The 22,472-nt window shown below is 60.5% G+C and carries 19 protein-coding genes and 1 pseudogene; 16 read left to right on the forward strand and 4 right to left on the reverse strand.

The features are described 5' to 3' along the window. Nucleotides 1–531 carry an ATP-dependent zinc protease gene (locus NJC38_RS25780; RefSeq protein WP_144403325.1) on the reverse strand — a complete coding sequence of 177 codons (531 nt, stop codon included), beginning with the start codon at nt 529–531 and terminating at the stop codon, nt 1–3. Nucleotides 532–783: 252 nt separating this feature from the next. On the opposite strand from NJC38_RS25780, the gene NJC38_RS25785 reads away from it, so the two are divergent. From NJC38_RS25785 to prpF, 5 genes are all read left to right on the forward strand, one after another. Then, complete coding sequence (locus NJC38_RS25785) at nt 784–1,503, forward strand: GntR family transcriptional regulator (protein ID WP_253117748.1); 720 nt, start codon at nt 784–786, stop codon at nt 1,501–1,503. Then, the gene (gene prpB / locus NJC38_RS25790) at nt 1,500–2,393 is read left to right on the forward strand and encodes a methylisocitrate lyase (RefSeq protein ID WP_253117749.1); all 894 of its coding nucleotides are present in this window, start codon (nt 1,500–1,502) and stop codon (nt 2,391–2,393) included. Before NJC38_RS25785 ends, prpB begins: the two co-directional genes overlap by 4 nt. 369 nt (nt 2,394–2,762) lie before the next feature. Then, nucleotides 2,763–3,890 (forward strand): 2-methylcitrate synthase, encoded by a 1,128-nt coding sequence (gene prpC / locus NJC38_RS25795; RefSeq protein WP_253117751.1) that lies wholly within the window; start codon nt 2,763–2,765, stop codon nt 3,888–3,890. 65 nt (nt 3,891–3,955) lie between these two features. Beyond that, the gene (gene acnD, locus NJC38_RS25800) at nt 3,956–6,541 is read left to right on the forward strand and encodes a Fe/S-dependent 2-methylisocitrate dehydratase AcnD (protein WP_253117754.1); all 2,586 of its coding nucleotides are present in this window, start codon (nt 3,956–3,958) and stop codon (nt 6,539–6,541) included. Between the two features lie 55 nt (nt 6,542–6,596). After that, entirely contained in the window at nt 6,597–7,787 is a 1,191-nt protein-coding gene (gene prpF, locus NJC38_RS25805; RefSeq protein WP_253117755.1) for a 2-methylaconitate cis-trans isomerase PrpF, read from the forward strand. 21 nt (nt 7,788–7,808) lie between these two features. Here prpF and yfcF read toward each other — a convergent pair whose 3' ends face one another. Beyond that, complete coding sequence (gene yfcF, locus NJC38_RS25810) at nt 7,809–8,444, reverse strand: glutathione transferase (RefSeq protein ID WP_253117757.1); 636 nt, start codon at nt 8,442–8,444, stop codon at nt 7,809–7,811. 137 nt (nt 8,445–8,581) lie between these two features. After that, nucleotides 8,582–9,400: a pyruvate, water dikinase regulatory protein gene (locus NJC38_RS25815; RefSeq protein ID WP_045491931.1), complete on the reverse strand. Its 819-nt coding sequence runs from the start codon at nt 9,398–9,400 to the stop codon at nt 8,582–8,584. Between the two features lie 159 nt (nt 9,401–9,559). Between NJC38_RS25815 and ppsA the strand changes: the two genes are divergently transcribed. The 11 genes and pseudogenes from ppsA to NJC38_RS25870 all read left to right on the forward strand — a co-directional run. Beyond that, nucleotides 9,560–11,935, forward strand: coding sequence for a phosphoenolpyruvate synthase (gene ppsA / locus NJC38_RS25820; protein WP_253117758.1), 2,376 nt, complete (start codon nt 9,560–9,562; stop codon nt 11,933–11,935). Between the two features lie 130 nt (nt 11,936–12,065). Beyond that, nucleotides 12,066–13,064: an alpha/beta fold hydrolase gene (locus NJC38_RS25825; RefSeq protein ID WP_253117759.1), complete on the forward strand. Its 999-nt coding sequence runs from the start codon at nt 12,066–12,068 to the stop codon at nt 13,062–13,064. A gap of 249 nt (nt 13,065–13,313) precedes the next feature. Continuing rightward, a complete protein-coding gene (rraA, locus tag NJC38_RS25830; RefSeq protein WP_253117761.1) occupies nt 13,314–13,802 on the forward strand; it encodes a ribonuclease E activity regulator RraA in 489 nt (162 codons plus the stop codon). 10 nt (nt 13,803–13,812) lie between these two features. After that, nucleotides 13,813–14,808, forward strand: coding sequence for a zinc transporter ZntB (locus NJC38_RS25835; RefSeq protein WP_253117763.1), 996 nt, complete (start codon nt 13,813–13,815; stop codon nt 14,806–14,808). Nucleotides 14,809–14,964: 156 nt separating this feature from the next. Beyond that, the gene (locus NJC38_RS25840; protein WP_045491924.1) at nt 14,965–15,213 is read left to right on the forward strand and encodes a hypothetical protein; all 249 of its coding nucleotides are present in this window, start codon (nt 14,965–14,967) and stop codon (nt 15,211–15,213) included. Between the two features lie 2 nt (nt 15,214–15,215). Continuing rightward, nucleotides 15,216–16,040, forward strand: a complete 825-nt coding sequence (locus NJC38_RS25845) for a mechanosensitive ion channel domain-containing protein (protein ID WP_045491921.1) — start codon at nt 15,216–15,218, stop codon at nt 16,038–16,040. A 91-nt stretch (nt 16,041–16,131) separates the two neighbouring features. Beyond that, nucleotides 16,132–16,722 (forward strand): RNA polymerase sigma factor SigX, encoded by a 591-nt coding sequence (gene sigX, locus NJC38_RS25850; RefSeq protein ID WP_144403324.1) that lies wholly within the window; start codon nt 16,132–16,134, stop codon nt 16,720–16,722. A gap of 108 nt (nt 16,723–16,830) precedes the next feature. Continuing rightward, nucleotides 16,831–17,868, forward strand: a complete 1,038-nt coding sequence (locus tag NJC38_RS25855) for an OmpA family protein (protein ID WP_253117765.1) — start codon at nt 16,831–16,833, stop codon at nt 17,866–17,868. Nucleotides 17,869–18,179: 311 nt separating this feature from the next. Next, on the forward strand, nt 18,180–19,226 hold the full coding sequence (locus tag NJC38_RS25860; RefSeq protein WP_045491914.1) for a Fe(3+) ABC transporter substrate-binding protein: 1,047 nt from the start codon (nt 18,180–18,182) through the stop codon (nt 19,224–19,226). Between the two features lie 253 nt (nt 19,227–19,479). Beyond that, on the forward strand, nt 19,480–21,138 hold the full coding sequence (locus NJC38_RS25865; RefSeq protein ID WP_045491911.1) for an iron ABC transporter permease: 1,659 nt from the start codon (nt 19,480–19,482) through the stop codon (nt 21,136–21,138). Nucleotides 21,139–21,243: 105 nt separating this feature from the next. Next, nucleotides 21,244–21,849: pseudogene (locus NJC38_RS25870) on the forward strand (ABC transporter ATP-binding protein); the annotation flags it as partial. A 100-nt stretch (nt 21,850–21,949) separates the two neighbouring features. On the opposite strand, the gene NJC38_RS25875 reads toward NJC38_RS25870, so the two are convergent. Further along, a complete protein-coding gene (locus NJC38_RS25875) occupies nt 21,950–22,162 on the reverse strand; it encodes a hypothetical protein (RefSeq protein WP_253117767.1) in 213 nt (70 codons plus the stop codon). Between the last annotated feature and the right edge of the window lie 310 nt (nt 22,163–22,472).

Here is a 22,472-nt window from a genome sequence, read left to right on the forward strand (position 1 = left end):
TTACTCTGCGTGTTGAGCGATTTTGGCGGCACAGGCAGGTTTGCCGGCGGCGTATTTCAAGCTGGGGTCGACCATCGCGTTGAAGCGTTTGAGCGCGTCGGCGCCAATCAAAAGCGGGTATTGGAAAGCGCGGCGGTCGGTCAAGTTCACTTCCAGGTGACGTAAATCTTCACCCAGGCAGACGTCCAGGCTGATCACCGGCCTGGCGCTGTACTGCTGTTCTTTATTGGCGCCCATATCATCGGCGCGGCGCTTGATCTGGCCGACCCGCAGCAGCGGTTTCTCGATGGGGTGGGCATGAGCCTTGTCGATGGCCAGGTAGAAGCGCACCCAGCGTTGCCCGTCACGGGTGAAATACGAGATGTCACGGGCGCTCAGTGAGGCGGTGACAGCACCGGTGTCGAGCTTGGCGGGCACATCAAGGTCGATTTCCGGCAGCCGGGCGTATTCGTTCAGGCCGTAGACCGATCGGTCGGCAGCGAGTGCGGGTAGGGGCAGTATCAGCAGGCAGAACAGAAAAAAGCGGGTCATTGGGTCCTGGTACATCGGAGAAAAACGGTGACAGCCTCAGACCCGCAGCGGGGCTATGGGTTCGCAGGTCATGTAAAGAGGGGCAAAAAACGCCGGGCATTCTAACATGAAGCCTTTATGACGCCAGCCAACTGCCAGCTATCATTGTTTCGTCCGGTATTAGACGATTGTCGACAATCCATGGATTTGCTTTGACGTATTTTCTGTCAGTGGCTAGATTGTCAGGTATGTGAAATCAAAGGTGTCGACAATATGCTGGATGTGGTTGAGCCGTTGCCGCCAGCCGGCGTACCTGCCGGGCAAGAAACTGAAACACTTTCCGAGAATGTGTTCCGGCGTATCCAGGCCGCTATTATCAGCGGCGAAATTGCCCCTGGCAGCAAAATCTCTGAACCGGAACTGGCGCGCACCTACGGCATCAGTCGTGGTCCGCTGCGTGAGGCGATTCACCGGCTCGAAGGCCAGCGGCTGGTCGTGCGGGTGCCGCACGTCGGGGCGCGGGTAGTGTCGCTTACCCATGCGCAGATGATCGAGCTGTACCAGATCCGTGAGTCGCTGGAAGGGTTGGCTTGTCGGCTGGCGGCCGAGCGGATGAGCGAGGCGCAGATCCAGCAATTGCGCGACGTGCTGCATACCCATGAGCACGACGCAGCGTTCCAGGCCGGGCTGGGCTACTACCAGCAGGAGGGCGATTTTGATTTCCACTACCGGATCATTCAGGGCAGCGGCAACCAGACCCTGAGCCAGATGCTGTGCGGCGAGCTGTATCAGTTGGTGCGCATGTACCGCATTCAGTTCTCCACGACACCCAATCGTCCCCGCCAGGCCTTTGCCGAGCATCATCGCATTCTCGATGCGATCGCCGACCGTGATGGCGAGCTGGCCGAACTTTTGATGCGCCGCCATATCGGCGCCTCCCGACGCAATATCGAGCGGCATTACCAGGCCGCCCCCGACCGAGGTGAAGCATGAGTCACGTCCATACCAGTCCCGGCCAGCGCCTGCGCGATGCAGTGGCCAGCGAGCAGCCCCTGCAAGTGGTGGGCACCATTAACGCCAACCACGCCCTGTTGGCCCAGCGTGCCGGGTTCAAAGCCATTTATCTGTCAGGTGGCGGGGTGGCGGCAGGTTCGCTGGGCTTGCCGGATCTGGGGATTTCGGGTCTTGAAGACGTGCTGATCGATGTGCGGCGTATCACCGATGTCTGCGATCTGCCGCTGCTGGTGGATGCCGACACCGGCTTCGGCTCGTCGGCCTTCAATGTGGCGCGGACCGTACGCTCGATGATCAAGGCCGGTGCCGCCGGCATTCATATCGAGGACCAGGTCGGCGCCAAGCGTTGCGGCCACCGGCCCAACAAGGAAATCGTCTCCCAGCAGGAGATGGTCGACCGCATCAAGGCCGCAGTGGATGCCCGTACCGATCCTGGCTTTGTGATCATGGCACGCACCGACGCACTGGCGGTTGAAGGCCTGGACGCGGCGCTGGAACGCGCGGCGGCCTGCATTGAAGCCGGGGCCGACATGGTGTTCCCGGAGGCGATCACCGAGCTTTCCATGTATCAGCAGTTCGCCAGCCGGGTCGGCGTGCCGATCCTGGCCAACATCACCGAATTCGGTGCCACGCCGCTGTTCAGCACTGACGAGTTGCGTGAAGTGGGCGTAGGCCTGGTGCTTTATCCGCTGTCGGCGTTCCGCGCGATGAACAAGGCCGCAGAAAACGTATTCAACGCCATCCGCCGCGACGGCACGCAGAAGAACGTGATCGACACCATGCAAACCCGCATGGAGCTGTACGACGCGATCGATTACCACCGCTTCGAGCAGAAGCTTGATGCGCTGTTTGCCCAGAAGAAGGGTTAGGAGATCGCCCGCTGCCGCGGCCTCGCGCTAACCTCGTAGGACTAATGCGGATCAGTTAAGGGCAACGCGGTCCGGTGGGAGTCGGCTCAGCCGACGAATGCTGCGGTAAATTCACAGAAGATGTGCCGGTTTTACTGGCCCTTTCGCCGGCAACCGGAGCGCCGGCCGGCCGCTCCCACCGGGACCGAGCAAGGTTTGATAATTGCTTTACTGATTGGCATTACCCCCGTAGGACCGGCCGGGCGGCGATCCGCTTTAGCCGGGAAGCCTTCGCAGCTAAAGCTGCTCCTACGGGCGATTGTCTGCAATACCGTGAACAACCCGAAAAGATTGCCCATTCCCAGAAAAAACAGATAACCGGAGAATGTCATGGCTGAAGCAAAAGTATTGAGTGGCGCCGGCCTGCGTGGTCAGGTCGCCGGCCAGACTGCCCTGTCCACCGTCGGCCAGTCCGGCGCCGGACTCACCTACCGTGGTTACGATGTACGTGAATTGGCCGCAGGCGCCAGTTTCGAGGAGGTCGCTTACCTGCTGCTGGACGGTGAACTGCCGACTCAGGCGCAGTTGGCCGATTACCAGCAGCGCCTGAAGACCCTGCGTGACCTGCCGCAAGCCTTGAAAGAAGTGCTTGAGCGTATCCCGGCCAGCACCCATCCGATGGACGTAATGCGCACGGGCGCGTCGATGCTCGGTACCCTTGAGCCGGAGCAGAGTTTCGACCAGCAACGCGCCGCCACCGACCGCCTGCTGGCGGCCTTCCCGGCGATCATGTGCTACTGGTATCGCTTCAGTCACGACGCTCAGCGCATCGACTGCAGCAGCGATGAGCCGGACCTGGCCAGCCATTTCCTGCGTCTGCTCTCGGGCAAGAGCCCCAGCGAGCTGCATCGCAAAGTGATGAACGTCTCGTTGATTCTGTACGCCGAGCACGAATTCAATGCCTCGACCTTTACCGCACGGGTGTGTGCCTCGACCCTGTCGGACCTGTTCTCCTGTGTCACGGCTGCGATCGGCACGTTGCGCGGCCCGCTGCATGGCGGTGCCAACGAAGCTGCAATGGAAATGATCCAGCGCTTTGGCTCGGCAGAAGAGGCCACTGAAGGCACGCTCGGCATGCTGGCCCGTAAAGAAAAGATCATGGGCTTTGGCCATGCGATCTACCGTGATTCGGATCCGCGCAACGAGGTGATCAAGGACTGGTCACGGCAACTGGCCGCGCAAGCAGGCGATACCGTGCTGTTCCCGGTGTCCGAGGCCATTGACAAGGTCATGTGGGACGAGAAGAAGCTGTTCCCCAACGCCGACTTCTACCATGCCTCGGCGTACCACTTCATGGGCATCCCGACCAAGCTGTTCACGCCGATCTTCGTCTGCTCGCGGCTGACTGGCTGGGCCGCGCATGTGTTCGAACAACGGGCCAATAACCGCATCATCCGCCCCAGCGCGGAATATACCGGCGTCGCGCAGCGGCCTTTCGTGGCGCTGGAGCAACGCTGAACGGGCAGGGAGGCCAACCATGAGCCTCCCACCCTTAAATCCTACCGTGACCGAGTCTGCGCCCCATGAATCTTGAATACCGCAAACCTCTGCCTGGTACCGCGCTCGAGTATTTCGATGCCCGTGAAGCGGTGGAGGCCATCAGCCCCGGTGCCTGGGCGGGGCTGCCATACACCTCGCGGGTGCTGGCAGAAAACCTGCTGCGCCGCTGCGCGCCAGCCAGCCTTCGTGCGTCATTGAGCCAATTGATCGAGCGTCGCCGCGACCTGGACTTCCCGTGGTTCCCGGCGCGGGTGGTGTGTCATGACATTCTCGGCCAGACCGCACTGGTGGATCTGGCCGGGCTGCGCGATGCGATCGCTGATCAGGGCGGTGACCCGGCGCGTGTCAACCCGGTGGTGCCGGTGCAACTGATCGTCGACCATTCGCTGGCCGTGGAATGCGGCGGCTATGACCCGCAGGCGTTCGAAAAGAACCGTGCCATCGAGGACCGCCGCAACGAGGATCGCTTCCACTTCATTGACTGGACCAAAAAGGCGTTCAAGAACGTCGAGGTGATCCCGCCCGGCAACGGCATCATGCACCAGATCAATCTGGAGAAAATGTCGCCGGTGGTGCAGGTGCTTGACGGTGTGGCGTTCCCCGACACCCTGGTCGGCACCGACAGCCACACGCCGCACGTCGATGCCCTGGGGGTGATCGCCATTGGCGTCGGTGGTCTGGAGGCCGAGAATGTGATGCTGGGCCGTGCGTCATGGATGCGCTTGCCGGACATCATCGGTGTCGAACTGACTGGCAGCCGTCAGCCGGGCATTACTGCCACCGATGTGGTGCTGGCCCTGACCCAATACCTGCGCCAGCAAAAGGTGGTCGGTGCGTACCTGGAATTTTACGGCGCCGGTGCCTCCAGCCTGACGCTGGGCGACCGCGCGACCATCTCCAATATGGCACCGGAATATGGCGCCACCGCTGCGATGTTCTCCATCGATCAGCAGACGCTGGACTATTTGCGCCTCACGGGGCGTGAAGAACAGCAAGTGCAACTGGTCGAGCACTACGCGAAGATTGCCGGCCTGTGGTCCGACAGCCTGGCCGAGGTGCAGTACGAGCGGGTATTGAGCTTCGATTTGTCCAGTGTGGTGCGCAGCATGGCCGGCCCCTCCAACCCTCATGCGCGGGTCGCGACCACTGATCTGGCCGCCAAGGGTATTGCCAGTGCCTGGCAGCAAGTGCCCGGGCAGATGCCCGATGGCGCGGTGATCATCGCCGCGATCACCAGTTGCACCAATACCAGCAACCCGCGCAATGTCATCGCGGCCGGGCTGCTGGCGCGTAACGCCAACCGGCTGGGGCTGACCCGCAAACCGTGGGTCAAATCCTCCCTGGCGCCGGGCTCCAAAACAGTGGCGCTGTATCTGGACGAGGCCGGGCTCACATCCGAACTGGAGCAACTCGGTTTTGGCGTGGTGGCGTTTGCCTGCACCACTTGCAATGGTATGTCCGGTGCGCTGGAGCCGCAGATCCAGCAGGAAATCATTGACCGTGACCTGTATGCCACGGCGGTGTTGTCCGGCAATCGCAACTTTGACGGGCGTATCCACCCTTACGCAAAGCAGGCCTTTCTGGCGTCGCCGCCGCTGGTGGTTGCCTATGCCATCGCCGGGACGATCCGTTTCGATATCGAGAACGACGTGCTGGGGGTGGCCGACGGCAAGGACATTCGCCTCAAGGACATCTGGCCCAGCGACGAGGAAATCGACGCTGTGGTGCGCGCCTCGGTCAAACCCGAGCAGTTCCGCCAGGTCTACATCCCGATGTTCGCCATTGAGGCGGATCAAACCGCAGTCGCGCCGTTGTACGACTGGCGGCCGATGAGCACCTATATTCGTCGCCCGCCGTACTGGGAAGGGGCGCTGGCCGGCGAACGCACCCTCAAGGGCATGCGCCCGCTGGCGGTGTTGCCTGACAACATCACCACCGACCACCTGTCGCCGTCCAACGCCATCATGGCCAGCAGCGCGGCGGGTGAATATCTGGCGAAAATGGGCTTGCCGGAAGAGGACTTCAACTCTTATGCGACGCACCGCGGCGATCACCTGACCGCGCAGCGGGCAACGTTCGCCAACCCGCAACTGGTCAACGAAATGGCGGTGGTGGACGGCAAGGTCCAGAAAGGCTCGCTGGCGCGTATCGAGCCGCAAGGCCAGGTCACCCGCATGTGGGAGGCCATCGAAACCTACATGCAGCGCAAGCAGCCGCTGATTATCATCGCCGGCGCCGATTATGGTCAGGGCTCGTCCCGCGACTGGGCCGCCAAGGGGGTGCGCCTGGCTGGCGTCGAAGCCATCGCCGCCGAGGGGTTCGAGCGTATCCACCGCACCAATCTGGTGGGCATGGGGGTACTGCCGCTGGAGTTCAAACCCGGCACCACCCGTCTGACCCTGGGCATCGACGGTTCTGAAGTGTTCGACGTGGTGGGTGAGCGTACGCCGCGGGCGACCCTTACCCTGGTGATTACCCGGCGTAACGGCGAGCGCCTGAAGGTGCCGATGACCTGTCGTCTGGATACTGCAGAAGAAGTGTCGATCTACGAGGCGGGCGGGGTATTGCAGCGTTTTGCCCAGGATTTCCTGGCCGGCGAGGTGGCTTGATGCCCGGTTGTAATGTTTCGCGGACAAGTCCGCCACGATTTCAGGAGACCTGTTGATGGCTCATCCGGCGCAACTCAGAATTCCCGCCACCTACATGCGCGGCGGTACCAGCAAGGGGGTGTTTTTCGTCCTTGATGACCTGCCGCAAGCGGCGCAGGAGGCAGGGCCGGCCCGCGACGCGCTGCTGCTGCGGGTAATCGGCAGCCCCGACCCTTATGAAAAACAGATCGACGGCATGGGTGGGGCGACCTCCAGCACCAGCAAGACGGTGATCCTCTCGCGCAGCCAGCGCGAGGGCCACGACGTCGATTACCTGTTCGGTCAGGTGGCGATCGACAAACCCTTCGTCGACTGGAGCGGTAACTGCGGCAATCTTTCTGCCGCAGTGGGGGCCTTCGCGATCAGCCGCGGGCTGGTCGAGCCGGGCCGCATCCCCCATGACGGGGTGGCGATCGTGCGGATCTGGCAGGCCAATATTGGCAAGACCATCATTGCCCATATTCCGATCAGCGCAGGCCTGGTGCAGGAAACCGGTGACTTCGAACTCGACGGGGTAACCTTCCCGGCGGCTGAGGTGCAGCTGGAGTTTCTCGATCCGGCCGCCGATGAAGACGGCGAGGGCGGTTCGATGTTTCCCACCGGTAACCGGGTGGACGAGTTGCAGATTCCGGGGCTGGGCAGTCTTAACGCCACCTTGATCAACGCCGGTATTCCCACGGTGTTCATCAATGCTCAGGATCTGGGCTACAGCGGCACCGAGTTGCAGGTCGATATCAACGCTGACCCCAAGGCTCTGGCGTTGCTGGAAAGCATCCGTGCCCAAGGCGCGCTGCGCATGGGCCTGATCAGTCAGCTCAGCGAAGCGGCGCAGCGCCAGCACACCCCCAAGGTGGCTTTCGTGGCACCGCCGGCGGACTACAGCGCCTCCAGTGGTAAAACCGTCCGCGCCCAGGACATCGACCTGCTGGTGCGGGCCGTGTCGATGGGCAAGCTGCACCACGCGATGATGGGCACTGCGGCGGTGGCCATCGGCACCGCCGCGGCGGTGCCCGGCACCCTGGTGAACCTGGCCGCCGGCGGCCAGCCGCGCCAGGCGGTGCGTTTTGGTCATCCGTCCGGCACCTTGCGGGTCGGTGCCGAGGCTGTCGAGGTCGACGGCCAGTGGCAGGTGACCAAGGCCATCATGAGCCGCAGCGCGAGGGTGTTGATGGAAGGCTGGGTGCGGGTGCCCGCAGGAGCGGCTTAAGCCGCGAAAACCTGGCAGCGGCTACAGCGCGGGCCGCTGCAGGTTGACCCACTCCTGTACGGCCGGATGCTGCCACTGGCGTTTGGCGTAGTCCACCAGCGCCTGAGGCACCGGGTCGCCGTTAAGGATCAGGCGGTTGAGGGTGACTGCCAATTCCACGTCGACAATCGACCAGTTTCCGAACAGATACTCCCGGCCATCGGCCAGCAGGCTCTGGGCGGCCTTGATCAGCTTGTCGGCCGCAGCCTGCGCATTGGCTGACAACGGGGCCGCGACCTTCTGGCCGTAGAACACCACCAGGGTCGAGCGCTCCTGACGAATGGGCAGCAGGTCACTGCGCAGCCAGGCCTGAATCTGCCGTGCCCTGGCACGCAACTGACGATCGGTGGGCAATACCGGGTGTTCAGCGAAGCTGTCTTCCAGGTACTCAATGACTGCCGAGGATTCCGAGAGCGCAAAGTCGCCCTGCACCAGGGTCGGGACGCGGCGGGTCAGCGACAGGTCTATGTAGTCTGGCGCCTGATGGTCGCCGCGGTCCAGGTCGAGTGTGCGCAACGAGAAGGGCAGGTGCTTCTCACGCAATGTCACGAAAACGGCCAAGGCCCATGGGCTGGTGTAATGGCTGTCGACATGTAGCAGCAGGTGGTCGTCGCTCACGGGGCATCTCCTTATGAATTGAGAGTCCACACTAAGCGAGCGTCACCTATAAATAAAATTCTGAATTTCTATGCCGCCATTCCTGGCAGGAATATCAAAGTGACCCGTCGGCTGCGGCATAGTGTCGCGCCAGTTGCTTACTTGAAGCGTCTTTCAACGCCTTTTTCTACCAGCACCTTGGCCGAGATCTCTTCTACAGAGAAGTGCGTGGAGTTGAGGTTCGGGATGTTTTCACGGCGGAACAGGTTCTCGACTTCGCGCACTTCAAACTCGCACTGGGCGTAGCTGGCATAACGGCTGTTGGGTTTGCGTTCATGGCGGATTGCAGTCAGCCGGTCAGGGTCGATGGTCAGGCCGAACAGCTTGTTGCGATGGTTCTTCAGTGCGGCGGGCAGTTGCAGGCGTTCCATGTCGTCTTCGGTCAGCGGATAGTTGGCTGCGCGGATGCCGAACTGCATGGCCATGTACAGGCACGTCGGGGTTTTGCCGCAGCGCGACACGCCCACCAGAATGATGTCGGCTTTGTCGTAATAATGCGTGCGGGCGCCGTCGTCGTTGTCGAGCGCGAAGTTCACCGCCTCGATGCGTTCCATGTAATTGGAGTGTTGACCAATGGAGTGCGACTTGCCCACCGAGTACGAGGAGTGTGAACTAAGCTCTTGTTCCAGCGGGGCGAGAAAGGTCGAGAAGATGTCGATCATGAAGCCATTTGAGGTGGCCAGGATCTCGCGTATTTCCTGGTTGACGATGGTGTCGAAAATGATCGGCCGCGCTTCGTCGCGTTCAGCGGCCTGATTGATTTGCAGGACCATGGCCCGGGCTTTTTCGACGCTGTCGATATACGGCCGGGTGAACTTGTTGAACGGCGTGTTTTCAAATTGCGCCAACAGGCTTTGCCCCAGGGTCTCGGCGGTGATGCCTGTGCCGTCGGAGATAAAGAACGCGGATCGTTTCATTTGCGACGTTAGCCTTAAGCTGATGACGATTCTTGGATATGATAGGCGCGTTTGCTGGCCCAGATGGCCCGCATTCTCGCTTTTTCCAGGCTTGGGCCACAAGCGCCCGGGCATATGAGCTTTTCCGAACAACGCATAACAGTTAGTGGAGAGATCACCTTGGTAGAGTACGTAGTTTCCCTCGATAAGCTCGGCGTCCATGATGTGGAGCACGTGGGAGGCAAGAACGCATCCCTAGGCGAAATGATCAGCAACCTCGCCGGTGCTGGCGTTTCGGTACCTGGTGGCTTTGCCACCACGGCCCAGGCCTACCGTGATTTCCTTGAGCAGAGTGGTCTGAACGATCAGATCCACGCTGCTCTGGATGCTTTGGACGTCGATGACGTCAATGCCCTGGCCAAAACTGGTGCCCAGATTCGCCAATGGATCATGGAAGCCGAATTCCCCGAGCGCCTGAACACTGAAATCCGTGAGGCTTTCGCTGCCCTGTCGGCCGGTAACCCCAACCTGGCCGTGGCCGTGCGTTCTTCAGCCACCGCTGAAGACTTGCCTGACGCCTCGTTCGCCGGCCAGCAGGAAACCTTCCTCAACATCCGTGGCGTGGACAACGTGATCCGTGCGGCCAAGGAAGTTTTTGCCTCGCTGTTCAACGACCGGGCCATTTCCTACCGTGTTCACCAGGGCTTCGACCACAAGCTGGTTGCCCTGTCGGCGGGCGTGCAGCGCATGGTCCGCTCGGAAACCGGCACTGCCGGGGTGATGTTCACCCTCGATACCGAATCCGGATTCCGTGACGTGGTGTTCATCACCGGCGCTTACGGCCTGGGCGAAACCGTGGTGCAGGGTGCGGTCAACCCCGACGAGTTCTACGTTCACAAAGACACCCTGGCCGCTGGTCGGCCTGCGCTGCTGCGCCGCAATCTGGGCAGCAAAGCGATCAAGATGATTTACGGCGATGAAGCCAAGGCCGGCCGTTCGGTGAAAACCGTTGACGTCGATGCCGCTGATCGTGCCCGTTTCTGCCTGACCGAAGCCGAAGTCACCGAGCTGGCCAAACAGGCGGTGATCATCGAGAAGCACTACAAGGCGCCGATGGACATCGAGTGGGCCAAGGACGGTGACGACGGCAAGCTGTATATCGTCCAGGCGCGTCCCGAGACCGTGAAGAGCCGCAGCAACGCCAACGTCATGGAGCGCTACCTGCTTCAGGAAAAAGGCAACGTGCTGGTCGAAGGCCGTGCCATTGGCCAGCGCATCGGCGCCGGCAAGGTGCGGATCATCAAGGACGTCTCCGAGATGGATCGGGTCCAGGTCGGTGACGTGCTGGTTTCCGACATGACCGACCCGGACTGGGAACCTGTGATGAAGCGCGCCAGCGCCATCGTTACCAACCGTGGTGGCCGTACCTGCCACGCGGCGATCATCGCTCGTGAGCTGGGTATTCCGGCAGTGGTCGGTTGCGGCAACGCGACCCAACTGCTCAAGGAAGGCCAGGGCGTGACCGTTTCCTGCGCCGAGGGCGATACCGGCTTTATCTTCGAAGGCGAACTGGGCTTTGACATCAAGACCAACTCGGTCGATGCCATGCCTGAGCTGCCGTTCAAGATCATGATGAACGTCGGTAACCCCGACCGTGCCTTTGACTTCGCTCAGTTGCCTAACGAAGGTGTGGGCCTGGCGCGTCTGGAGTTCATCATCAACCGCATGATCGGCGTGCACCCCAAGGCGTTGCTCAACTATGCCGACCTGCCGGCCGACATCAAGGACAGCGTCGACAAGCGGGTAGCCGGTTACAGCGACCCGGTGAGCTTCTACGTCGACAAGCTGGTTGAAGGCATCAGCACCCTGGCCGCCGCCTTTACCCCGAAAAAGGTCATCGTGCGCCTGTCGGACTTCAAGTCCAACGAGTACGCCAACCTGATCGGCGGCAAGCTGTACGAGCCTGAAGAAGAGAACCCGATGCTGGGCTTCCGTGGTGCTTCGCGTTACATCAGCGAAAACTTCCGCGACTGCTTCGAGCTGGAATGCCGTGCCCTCAAGCGCGTGCGTGAAGACATGGGCCTGACCAACGTCGAGATCATGGTGCCGTTCGTCCGTACCCTGGGCGAAGCCAGCCAGGTGATCGAGCTGCTGGCGGCCAATGGCCTCAAGCGTGGCGAGAACGGTCTGCGCATCATCATGATGTGCGAGCTGCCATCCAACGCCATTCTCGCCGAGGAGTTCCTTGAGTATTTCGATGGTTTCTCGATCGGCTCCAACGACCTGACCCAGTTGACCCTGGGCCTGGACCGCGACTCCGGCGTCATCGCGCACCTGTTCGACGAGCGCAACCCGGCGGTCAAGAAGCTGCTGTCCAATGCCATCCAGGCCTGTAACAAGGCTGGCAAGTACATCGGCATCTGCGGTCAGGGTCCTTCGGACCATCCGGATCTGGCCCGCTGGCTGATGGAGCAGGGCATCGAGAGTGTTTCGCTCAACCCTGATTCGGTGCTGGAGACCTGGTTCTTCCTCGCGGAAGGTCAGGATCAGGCCTGATGATGTGATGCGATGAGCCACTGAGCCGTCTATCTGGTTCAGGACTCGTTGGGAAAAGGCGGTGCTCTCGGAGGCCGCCTTTTTTTACGATCGCTTTTCCCGTCATTTTGTCTCACCGATCAAGAACATTATGCAAAGCAGCAGCTCTCTTTTTCCGGTTGCCCTGATGAGCGCCGAGCGTCGTGGCGATCTGGTCGAGGACGTCTATCGGCTCAAACCGGGCAACAGCCCCGACTCCAGTGTGGAACTGGTCGTGACCCGGCTGGGGCGGGTCGATGGCCCCGAGGTGCGGGGCACGCCGGTGATTCTGCTCCACGGCAGCTTTTCCAACCGACGCTTCTGGTATTCGCCAAAGGGGATTGGTCTTGGGCCTTATCTGGCACGGGCCGGTTTTGATGTGTGGATTCCGGAAATGCGCGGTCACGGGTTGTCGGTACGCAACCAGCGCTACCGCTACAACCGGGTCGCGGATTACGCCCGCTATGACCTGCCGGCGATCGCCAGCTTCGTCAAGGAACTCAGTAGCCAGATACCGCACTGGATCGGTCATTCGCTGGGCGGGACGACCCTGGCGGCGGCCCTTGGCGGGCAGTATCTGGATCAGGACAGTGCGGCCTCGGTGGCGCTGTTCGGCAGCCAGGTCAGCCGCACTTACTGGCCGCTCAAACTGCCGCCGGTGCAGTGGTCCGGAAGGCTGCTGCTCAAACCGTTCGAACACATTTCCGGTTCGCGTTTCAAGCGTGGCCCGGAGGACGAGCCAATTGGCGTGGCGCTGGAAAGCATGCGCTGGCACGGCTTGTTCGGCCGTTTTGGCGAACGCGACAATAACTGGTGGAGCGGCCTGGCTGAGGTGCGCGTACCGGTGCTGGCCGTGGCCGCCGCTGGCGATCATCAGGATCCGCCCTGGGCCTGCCGTTTGCTGCTGGAGCGTTTTGGTTCTGCGCAGCGGCAGTTTCTGTGCCTGAGCCGCGAGCAGGGGTTCACGGAAGACTTCGATCACGTGCGCATGGTTGTCAGCCAGGCGGCCCAGGAGCAAGTCTGGCCACAGGCGCTGCAATGGCTGCAACGCCAACCGGTGGGCGAGTCGTTGCCTGTGGCAGGGCACGAAGTGGTCGCAGAGCAGGTCTGAAAGGTTGGCGGCGCTTGCACAACCGCACCCGGCTGGGTACGGTCGTGTCAGGGCTGCAGCTTGCCGCTCTGATCCTGATAGGGTGGCTCTAAAAACGTAGGCGAGGCAGCCAGCGTAAGGCAAAAACAGGCGAGCAAGCGGAGTTTACGGATTGTAAATGAGCATTGTGAGCCTGTTTTTAACGCAGCGATGGCAACGCAGGTAGTTTTTAGAGGTGCCCATAGCTGTTCCACTGACAGGAGTTACCCCATGCACTACATCACCCCCGACCTGTGCGATGCCTACCCTGAACAGGTCACTGCGCTGGAACCGATGTTCAGTAATTTTGGCGGCCGCGATTCGTTCGGCGGCCAGATTGTCACCGTCAAGTGCTTTGAGGACAACTCGCGGGTCAAGGAACTGGTGGCCCAGGATGGCAAAGGCAAGGTGATGGTGGTTGACGGTGGTGGCTCGCTGCGTTGTGCGCTGCTGGGTGACATGCTCGCCGAGCAGGCGGCCAAAAACGGCTGGGAAGGGTTGCTGATCTACGGCTGTATTCGTGACGTCGACGTGGTTGCCCAGACTGACGTGGGCGTCCAGGCGTTGGCCAGTCATCCGATGCGGTCGACACGCCGTGGGGTTGGCGATGTCGATGTGCCGGTCACTTTCGCTGGTGTGACCTTCCACCCAGGACACTATCTCTATGCCGACAACAACGGCGTGATCATTTCTGCCTCTGCCTTGCAAATGCCCGAGTAAGCGAACCTCCATGTTTGATGAAGCCAACGCGCAGTGGGGGCTGGTGCATGCCCTCGTGCTGGATGGTCAGGGCGGTGCGCGGCTGATCGCCCGCACCGAACTTGACGACCTGCAGTTACAACCGCAACAAAGCCTGTGGCTGCACTGGGATCGTGGTCACCCGCAGACCCACGCCTGGTTGCGCCAGGACAGTGGCCTGTCGGAGTTCAACTGCAACCTGTTACTTGAAGAAAACACCCGGCCGCGTCTGCTGTCGTTGCCGGATCAGGAGTTGCTGCTGTTTTTGCGCGGGGTCAATCTCAACCCTGGCGCTGAACCGGAAGACATGGTCTCGGTGCGCATTTTTGCCGCGGCTCAGCGGGTCATCTCCCTGCGTCTGCGACCGCTACGGGCCACGGACGAACTGATTGAACAGTTGCTCGAGGGCCGCGGCCCGCGCACGGCTTCAGAGCTGATTCTGTGGTTGTCGCAGTTTATGACCGACAAGTTGCAGGACCTGGTGACCGACCTGAGCGAGGCGACCGACGAGGAAGAAGAAAAGAACGACGCCGACGAGTGCTATAACCCCGACCACGGCAAATTGTTGCAGATTCGCCGTCGGGCGGCCGGTTTGCGGCGTTTTCTGGCCCCTCAGCGAGATATCTTCGGCCAGCTGTCGCGTAGCAAATTGCCGTGGTTCGTCGACGACGATGCCGACTACTGGAACGAGCTGAACAACAGCATGACCCGCTATCTTGAAGAACTGGAGCTGACCCGTGAGCGCGTCGGGCTGCTGCTTGATGCCGAAGACCGGCGTTTGAGCGAGCGGATGAACCGCACCATGTATCGCTTCGGGGTGATCACCGGGATCTTTCTGCCGCTGAGTTTTCTGACCGGTCTGCTCGGGATCAACGTCGGTGGCATTCCGGGGGCGGACAATTCGCAGGGGTTTCTGGTTGCCTGCGCACTGATCGTGGCGCTGGCGGTGGGGCAGTGGTGGCTGTACCGGCGTCTTCGCTGGTTGTGACGGGCAGCCGGTAATATCGGCGTTGCCGACAGCCGGCGGTCAGCAAGCCTGGGGTAGGGTAGTTGCCAGTTGCAGCGGCCGGATGTGGCCTGCAAGCGGTTTGTGACTCGTTGACCCAAGGTCTCGTCTCTGTGTGACATTGCGATGAGGTGTCCGATGCACGATCCGTTCGAAGAATCACTGCGTGACATGCTCAAGGCGTCGTCCTCCGTGCGCGACGACGATGCCTGTCTGGGCCGTGTCCTGAAAACCGCCAACCGCCAGGTCGGTGCGGGCGTGCTGTTCGGTCTGCTGGGCCGCTGGACGCAAGCCATGATGATTGCCGTGAACAGCGGCAGTGCCCACGTTTCCCCGGTTTCGCGTCGTGCCAAACCTAATGCTCGCCCTGTCGATAAGGCTGATTGAACATGGAATTGGATCTCTGGACCCAGAGTCTCGTGACCGCAATGACTGCGTTGTGGACCAAAATTGCTAACTTCATACCTAACCTGTTCGGCGCGCTGGTTGTCGTGCTGTTGGGCTTTGTGGTGGCCAAACTGCTGGACGCGCTGCTGTCACGGCTGCTGGCCAAGTTGGGTCTGGATCGCCTGATGGGCGGCACCGGGCTGACCAAGCTGATCAGCCGGGCCGGCGTAAAAGTGCCGATTTCGACCCTGATCGGCAAAATCGTCTACTGGTTCGTCCTGTTGATTTTTCTGGTTTCGGCGGCAGAATCGCTGGGCCTGCAGCGGGTTTCCGCGACACTGGACATGCTTGCGCTGTACTTGCCGAAGGTATTTGGCGCAGCATTGGTGCTGCTGGTAGGGGTTTTATTGGCACAATTGGCCAATGGTCTGGTACGTGGCGCAGCAGAAGGCGTAGGTGTCGACTATGCTGCAGGGCTGGGACGCGTTGCCCAGGGTCTGGTGATCATCATCAGTATCTCGGTTGCCATCAGTCAGCTGGAAGTGAAAACCGACCTGCTCAACCACGTGATTGTCATTGTGTTGATCACGGTGGGTCTGGCGGTAGCATTGGCGATGGGCCTGGGCAGCCGGGAAATCGCCGGGCAGATCCTGGCGGGTATTTATGTGCGTGAGCTCTATCAGGTTGGCCAGTTCATTCAGGTCGGCGATATCGAGGGGCAAATCGAGGAAATCGGCACCGCGAAAACTACCCTGCTGACCGATGATGGCGAGCTGGTGTCGTTCTCCAACCGTATTCTTCTTGAACAACGAGTAAGCAGCCGTTAAGCGGCTGATTTGCTAATATGTGCCGCCCAAAAATCGTCTGCACCTGCGCAGGCGATGGCGGCCTATGACCTGACTGTCGGCACGACTCGTTTTGAATACACCCTCTCCGCTATCGCTGCGCTATGAACCACGGGATCTCTCCGACGAGGAGCTGGTCGCGCGCGCCCATGATGAACTGTTTCACGTGACGCGAGCCTACGAAGAACTGATGCGTCGCTACCAGCGGACACTTTTTAACGTATGCGCACGATATTTAGGGAACGATCGCGACGCGGACGATGTCTGTCAGGAGGTGATGCTTAAGGTGTTGTATGGCTTGAAAAATTTCGAAGGTAAATCGAAATTCAAAACCTGGCTCTACAGCATCACCTATAACGAATGCATCACTCAGTACCGAAAGGAACGGCGTAAGCGTCGCTTGATGGACGCTTTGAGCCTGGACCCGGTCGAGGAAGCGTCGGAAGACAAGACGCCGAAGACCGAAGAAAAGGGCGGGCTCGATCGCTGGCTTGTGCATGTAAACCCGATCGATCGGGAAATTCTGGTGCTGCGTTTTGTCGCAGAGCTGGAGTTCCAGGAGATCGCAGACATCATGCACATGGGCTTGAGCGCAACGAAAATGCGCTACAAGCGGGCTTTGGATAAGCTTCGTGAAAAATTTGCAGGTATTGCCGAAACTTAACTCGGCGCAAATACCTCTAACAAACCGGCATGTTCTGATAGACTTGCCTACGAGTTGTCCCCGTTTTTATGGGGTCGCTTCACACATCACCAGATGGGGATTTAACGGATGAAACTGAAAAACACCTTGGGCTTGGCCATTGGTACTATCGTTGCCGCAACTTCGTTCGGCGCGCTGGCACAGGGTCAAGGCGCAGTCGAAATCGAAGGCTTTGCCAAAAAAGAATACTACGACAGCGCTCGTGACTTCAAAAACGATGGCAATCTGTTCGGCGGCTCGATCGGTTACTTCCTGACCGACGACGTTGAACTGCGTCTGGGCTACGACGAAGTTCACAACGTTCGTGGCGAAGATGGCAAGAACATCAAGGGCTCCAACACCGCCCTGGACGCTCTGTACCACTTCAACAACCCAGGCGACATGCTGCGTCCTTACGTTTCGGCCGGTTTCTCCGACCAAAGCATCGGCCAGACCGGCCGTGGTGGCCGTAACGGCTCCACCTTCGCCAACCTGGGCGCTGGTGCCAAGCTGTACTTCACTGACAACTTCTACGCCCGTGCCGGTGTTGAAGCTCAGTACAACATCGACCAGGGTGACACCGAGTGGGCACCAAGCGTCGGTATCGGTGTGAACTTCGGTGGCGGCAGCAAGCCAGCCGCAGCACCTGCTCCAGCACCGGTTGCTGAAGTCTGCTCCGACAGCGACAACGACGGCGTTTGCGACAACGTCGACAAGTGCCCAGACACCCCGGCCAACGTCACTGTTGACGCTGATGGCTGCCCGGCTGTTGCCGAAGTCGTTCGCGTTGAGCTGGACGTGAAGTTCGACTTCGACAAGTCGGTTGTCAAGCCTGACAGCTACGGCGACATCAAGAACCTGGCTGACTTCATGCAGCAGTACCCACAAACCACCACTACTGTTGAAGGTCACACCGACTCCGTTGGTACTGACGCTTACAACCAGAAACTGTCCGAGCGTCGCGCTGGCGCTGTTAAACAGGTTCTGGTCAACCAGTACGGTGTTGGCGCTAACCGCGTTCAATCCGTTGGTTACGGTGAATCGCGCCCTGTTGCTGACAACGCCACCGAGTCTGGCCGTGCAGTCAACCGTCGCGTAGAAGCTCAAGTAGAAGCCCAGGCCAAGTAATAGCCTGACCTCTACCGGACCGGCTGCCTGGCAGCCTGGTCCACAAAAATGCCCCGGGCCGTAAGGTTCGGGGCATTTTTTTTGTCCGTCTTTTTAGCCTCATTGCCAGAGCGCTTGTTGTGGCTGACCCACTCATGATTTGACACACATTCGCCAGCCGTAGGTTGAACCGCTAATGCTTATAATTTGCTCTTAAAACGAGCCGGGCGAACCCCTTGAGGGGTGTGCCCGGAGCCTGTCAGCACGCGCCTCGTACCGGACGCTGCCAGCGGATGCCACGCGTTTCAGACTTCATACAAAAGGAAATAAAAATGTCGTCCAAGAAGTTCCCAGTGCTAAAACTCGCAGCCTCCGTATTTGCTGTCACGGCGGCGATGGGCGCGACGGGTAGTGCGTTCGCCAAAGAGCTTAACCTGTACACCACCCGTGAGCCCAAGCTGATCCAGCCATTGCTCGATGCCTATACCCAGCAGAGCGGCGTGCAGGTGAAGACCATTTTTGTTTCTGAGGGCTTGCTGGAGCGGGTCAAGGCCGAAGGCGAGCGTTCGCCGGCTGACGTGCTGATGACGGTCGACATTGGCAACCTGATGGACCTGGTCGAAGGTGGCGTGACCCAGCCGGTCAAGTCCAAAACCCTGGAACAGGTGATCCCGGCCAACCTGCGCGGCGCTGATGGTCAGTGGTTCACGCTGTCGATGCGCGATCGGGTGCTGTACGCCGACAAGGATCTGCCGATCACCTCGTTCACCTATGAAGAGCTGGCCGATCCTAAGTGGCAAGGCAAGGTCTGCATCCGCGCCGGTCAGCATCCGTACAACACCGCGCTGATTGCCGCCAAGATTGCCCATGACGGCGTGCCCGCCACTCAAGCTTGGCTCGAAGGGGTGAAGAAGAATCTGGCGCGTCCTGCTGCCGGCGGCGACCGCAACGTGGCGCGCGATATTCTCGGCGGCATCTGCGACCTGGGGATTGCCAACGCCTACTACGTGGGCCACATGAAAAACGCCAAGCCGGGCAGCGAAGACCGCGCCTGGGGCGATGCCATCAAGGTCGTGCGTCCGACCTTTGCCAGCAATCCCAATGGCGGTACCCACGTTAACATCAGCGGCGCTTCGGTCGCCAAAAGTGCCCCTAACCGTGATAACGCGGTCAGTTTCCTTGAGTACCTGGTGTCGGCAGACGCTCAGGCGCTGTATGCCAAGGCCAACTACGAGTACCCGGTTCGCGAGGGCGTAGCGGTCGATCCGGTCATCGCTGCATTGGGACCATTGAAAGCCGATACGCTGAACGTGGCTGAAGTGGCCAAGTATCGCAAGCAGGCCAGTGAACTGGTCGATAAAGTCGGTTTCGACAACTGACGTAATCGTTTGCAGCGCCCCTCGCTGGCCGTTTTCTGGCTGTCGAGGGGCGTTTGTTATACGCGGTGCTCAAAACAGTGAGTGTCGCCTTCAGGGTATCTCTAAAAACGTAAGCGAGGCAGCCAGCGCAAGGCGAAAAAAGGCGAGCAAGCGGAGTTGACTGGCTGTCAATGAGCATTGTGAGCCTGTTTTTAACGCGGCGATGGCAACGTAGGTAGTTTTTAGAGGTGCCCTTCAGATACCCTCGTGACCGATGAATTTCTACTCTTTGCGTTTTTCCCGCGCCGTACGTGGCTTGTGGGCACCGACAGGCTCATTACTGGCAGCCTTGATAGTCATTGCTCCGGTCGCCGCGCTGTTGTGGCACGCGTTTGCCGGCGATGTTGCCCATTGGCAGCATCTGCTCAATAACGTGGTGCCTGTGGCCCTGCGCGACACGCTGATTTTGCTGGCCGGGGTCGGCGTGGTGGTGACCGTGCTCGGTGTCGGCAGTGCCTGGTTACTGAGCGCGTATGATTTTCCAGGCAAGGCCCTGCTTGGCTGGGCGCTATTGCTGCCGCTGGCAGTGCCGACCTACATCATGGCGTACGCTTACCTGGATCTGCTGCACCCGATTGGCCCGGTGCAATCAACGATCAGAGCGTTGCTGGGCTACAGCAGCCCGCGCGAATGGCGCTTGCCCGACGTGCGCAACATGACCGGCGCGATTCTGATTCTGGGCTTTGTGCTTTACCCGTATGTCTATCTGACCATGCGCGCGATGTTCCTGACCCAGGCGGCCAACCTGATCGAGGCGGCGAGAACATTGGGGGCCAAGCGTCAGGAAGTGTTCCTGCGTATTGTCCTGCCGCTGGCGCGGCCCGCCTGGGCGGTGGGCTTGAGCCTGGCCTTGCTCGAAACCCTCAACGACATCGGTGCGTCGAGTTTTCTGGGGGTTAAAACCCTTACCGTATCGGTGTATACCGCCTGGACCGCGCGTTCTGACCTGGCTGCGGCGGCGCAGATTGCCCTGACCATGCTGGTGGTGATCATTGGGCTGATCCTGATCGAGCGCAAAGGTCGTGCTCGTCAGCGCTTCGCCAACACCCAGAAAATGCAACCGATGCGCCCGCGCACCTTGCATGGGCCCGCCGCGCTGATGGCCTTGTCGCTGGGCCTGGTTCCGGTGCTGATCGGTTTTGTGATCCCGGCAGCCTACCTGTGTGTGCAAGCCTGGAAACGCCTTAACCATTCGGCCGGGGTGTCGCGTGCATTGCTCGACAGCCTTTACAACACACTGCTGGTCGCGTCGCTGGCGACGCTGATCACCGTGGCCGTCGGGCTGATGATCGCCTGGGCCGGCAGAACCCTGCGCGAAAGTGCCTGGCGCCAGCCGGCCAGAGGGTTCGCCAGGGTCGGCAGCCTGGGCTATGCGCTGCCCGGTACAGTATTGGCCATTGGCCTGATGACCCCGGCGATGTTGATCGAGAACCTGGTCGGCGGCCTGCTGGGAACCCAGAAGCTGTTTTTGATGGGCTCGACCGGGTTGCTGATCATCGCGTATTGCATTCGTTTTCTGGCCATCCCGATCGGTGCTGTCGAAGCCGGCCTGACCCGGGTGCCTGCGTCCATCGAGCATGCCGCACGAACCTTGGGCGAGCGCCCCGGCGCCACCTTGCGGCGGGTCCATCTGCCGCTGTTGCGCCCGGCCCTGGCGGCCAGCGCACTGTTGGTGTTCGTCGATACGATGAAAGAGCTCTCGGCCACGCTGTTACTGCGGCCGCTTGATTTCGACACGCTGGCCACCCGGCTGTACGCCGAGGCCTCACGCGGCACTTATGAAGAAGGCGCGATCGCCGCCATCCTGATCGTCCTGGCGGGCTTGTTGCCTGTGATGCTGTTGGCCCGCACCAAACTCTCTTATGGACACTGACTGATGCCTGTATATCAATCCTCTGGCGTGGCGCAAGATCTTTCCAGTCGTCCCTATCTGGATCTTGCCGGGGTCCGGGTCGCTTATGACACGCCGCGTGGCCGGGTGAATGTCATCCATGACTTCTCTCTGACGCTGGACAGGGGCCAGGTCGGTTGCCTGCTTGGGTCGTCCGGTTGCGGAAAGTCGACAGTGCTGCGCTCGATTGCCGGTTTCGAACCGGTGCTTGAAGGCGCACTGAGCCTGGACGGTCGGTTGCTGTCGTCGGCCAAGGTGCACGTGGCGCCGGAAGATCGGCGTATCGGCATGATGTTTCAGGACTACGCCTTGTTCCCGCACCTGACGGTTGCAGAGAATGTCGGCTTCGGCGTGCGCGGCGTCAGCAAGCAGGCGCGCCTGCTGCGGGTGCAGCAGATGCTTGAAGCGGTGCGCCTGCCGGATGTCGCCAGCCGCTATCCGCATGAGCTGTCCGGGGGGCAGCAGCAACGGGTTGCGCTGGCCCGGGCATTGGCGCCCGCGCCGGAGATCCTGCTGCTCGACGAGCCGTTCTCCAACCTGGATGTGAATACCCGCGAACGGTTGGCCAGTGAGGTGCGCGAGATCATCAAGGCGACCAATCACACGGCAATCATCGTGACCCACAACCAGGATGAGGCGTTTGCCATGGCCGACCGGATTGGCGTCATGCGCGACGGCCGGCTCGAACAATGGTCGTATCCGGCTACGCTGCGGTCAGCACCGGCTTCGGATTACGTGCAGCAATTTCTCAGCGGTGAGCTGGAGCCGCTGCTGGTGTAGAGAGCGGCGCTCTTCAATCGACGCGCCTGAGCGGCAGGGTGTTCTGGCTTTGCCTGGCGCGTTCGCTCCAAGTGACCACATGACTGGCCTTGTTCCAACGGACCTTGGCGATCCCGTTGGCGCCAGCCTTGCGCATTGCATCGCTTAGGTTACGCAGCGATACCGTGGTACCCACGCATTCGCCATCGGCGAGCAGCGCCGATTTCCAGGCATCGAATTCGTTCATGGCGTTGCAGTCACGGACCACGACTTTCTTGAGGCCGTGTTTTACCAAGCTGGCGCGAAAAGCCCCTTCCTTCAGGTGGGGGATGAAAGCGCCACCGCGAAGCGGTCATAGGGGTTAAAATCCACAAAACCGCCCCTATTCTGTATTTCATGACTGAAATGAAAGCGACCAAAACCCTCAAGGTTCGAGTGCGAGACAAGCACGCAGCGCAGCTGCGTGAAGCTTCTCGCGCTGTGAATTTTGTGTGGAACTACGTGAACGAGTTGAGCTGTCGCTCGATTCGTGAGCATGGTCGTTTTCTGTCGGCGTT

This window comes from Pseudomonas sp. 21LCFQ010 (genome assembly GCF_024129905.1).
Lineage (GTDB): Bacteria > Pseudomonadota > Gammaproteobacteria > Pseudomonadales > Pseudomonadaceae > Aquipseudomonas.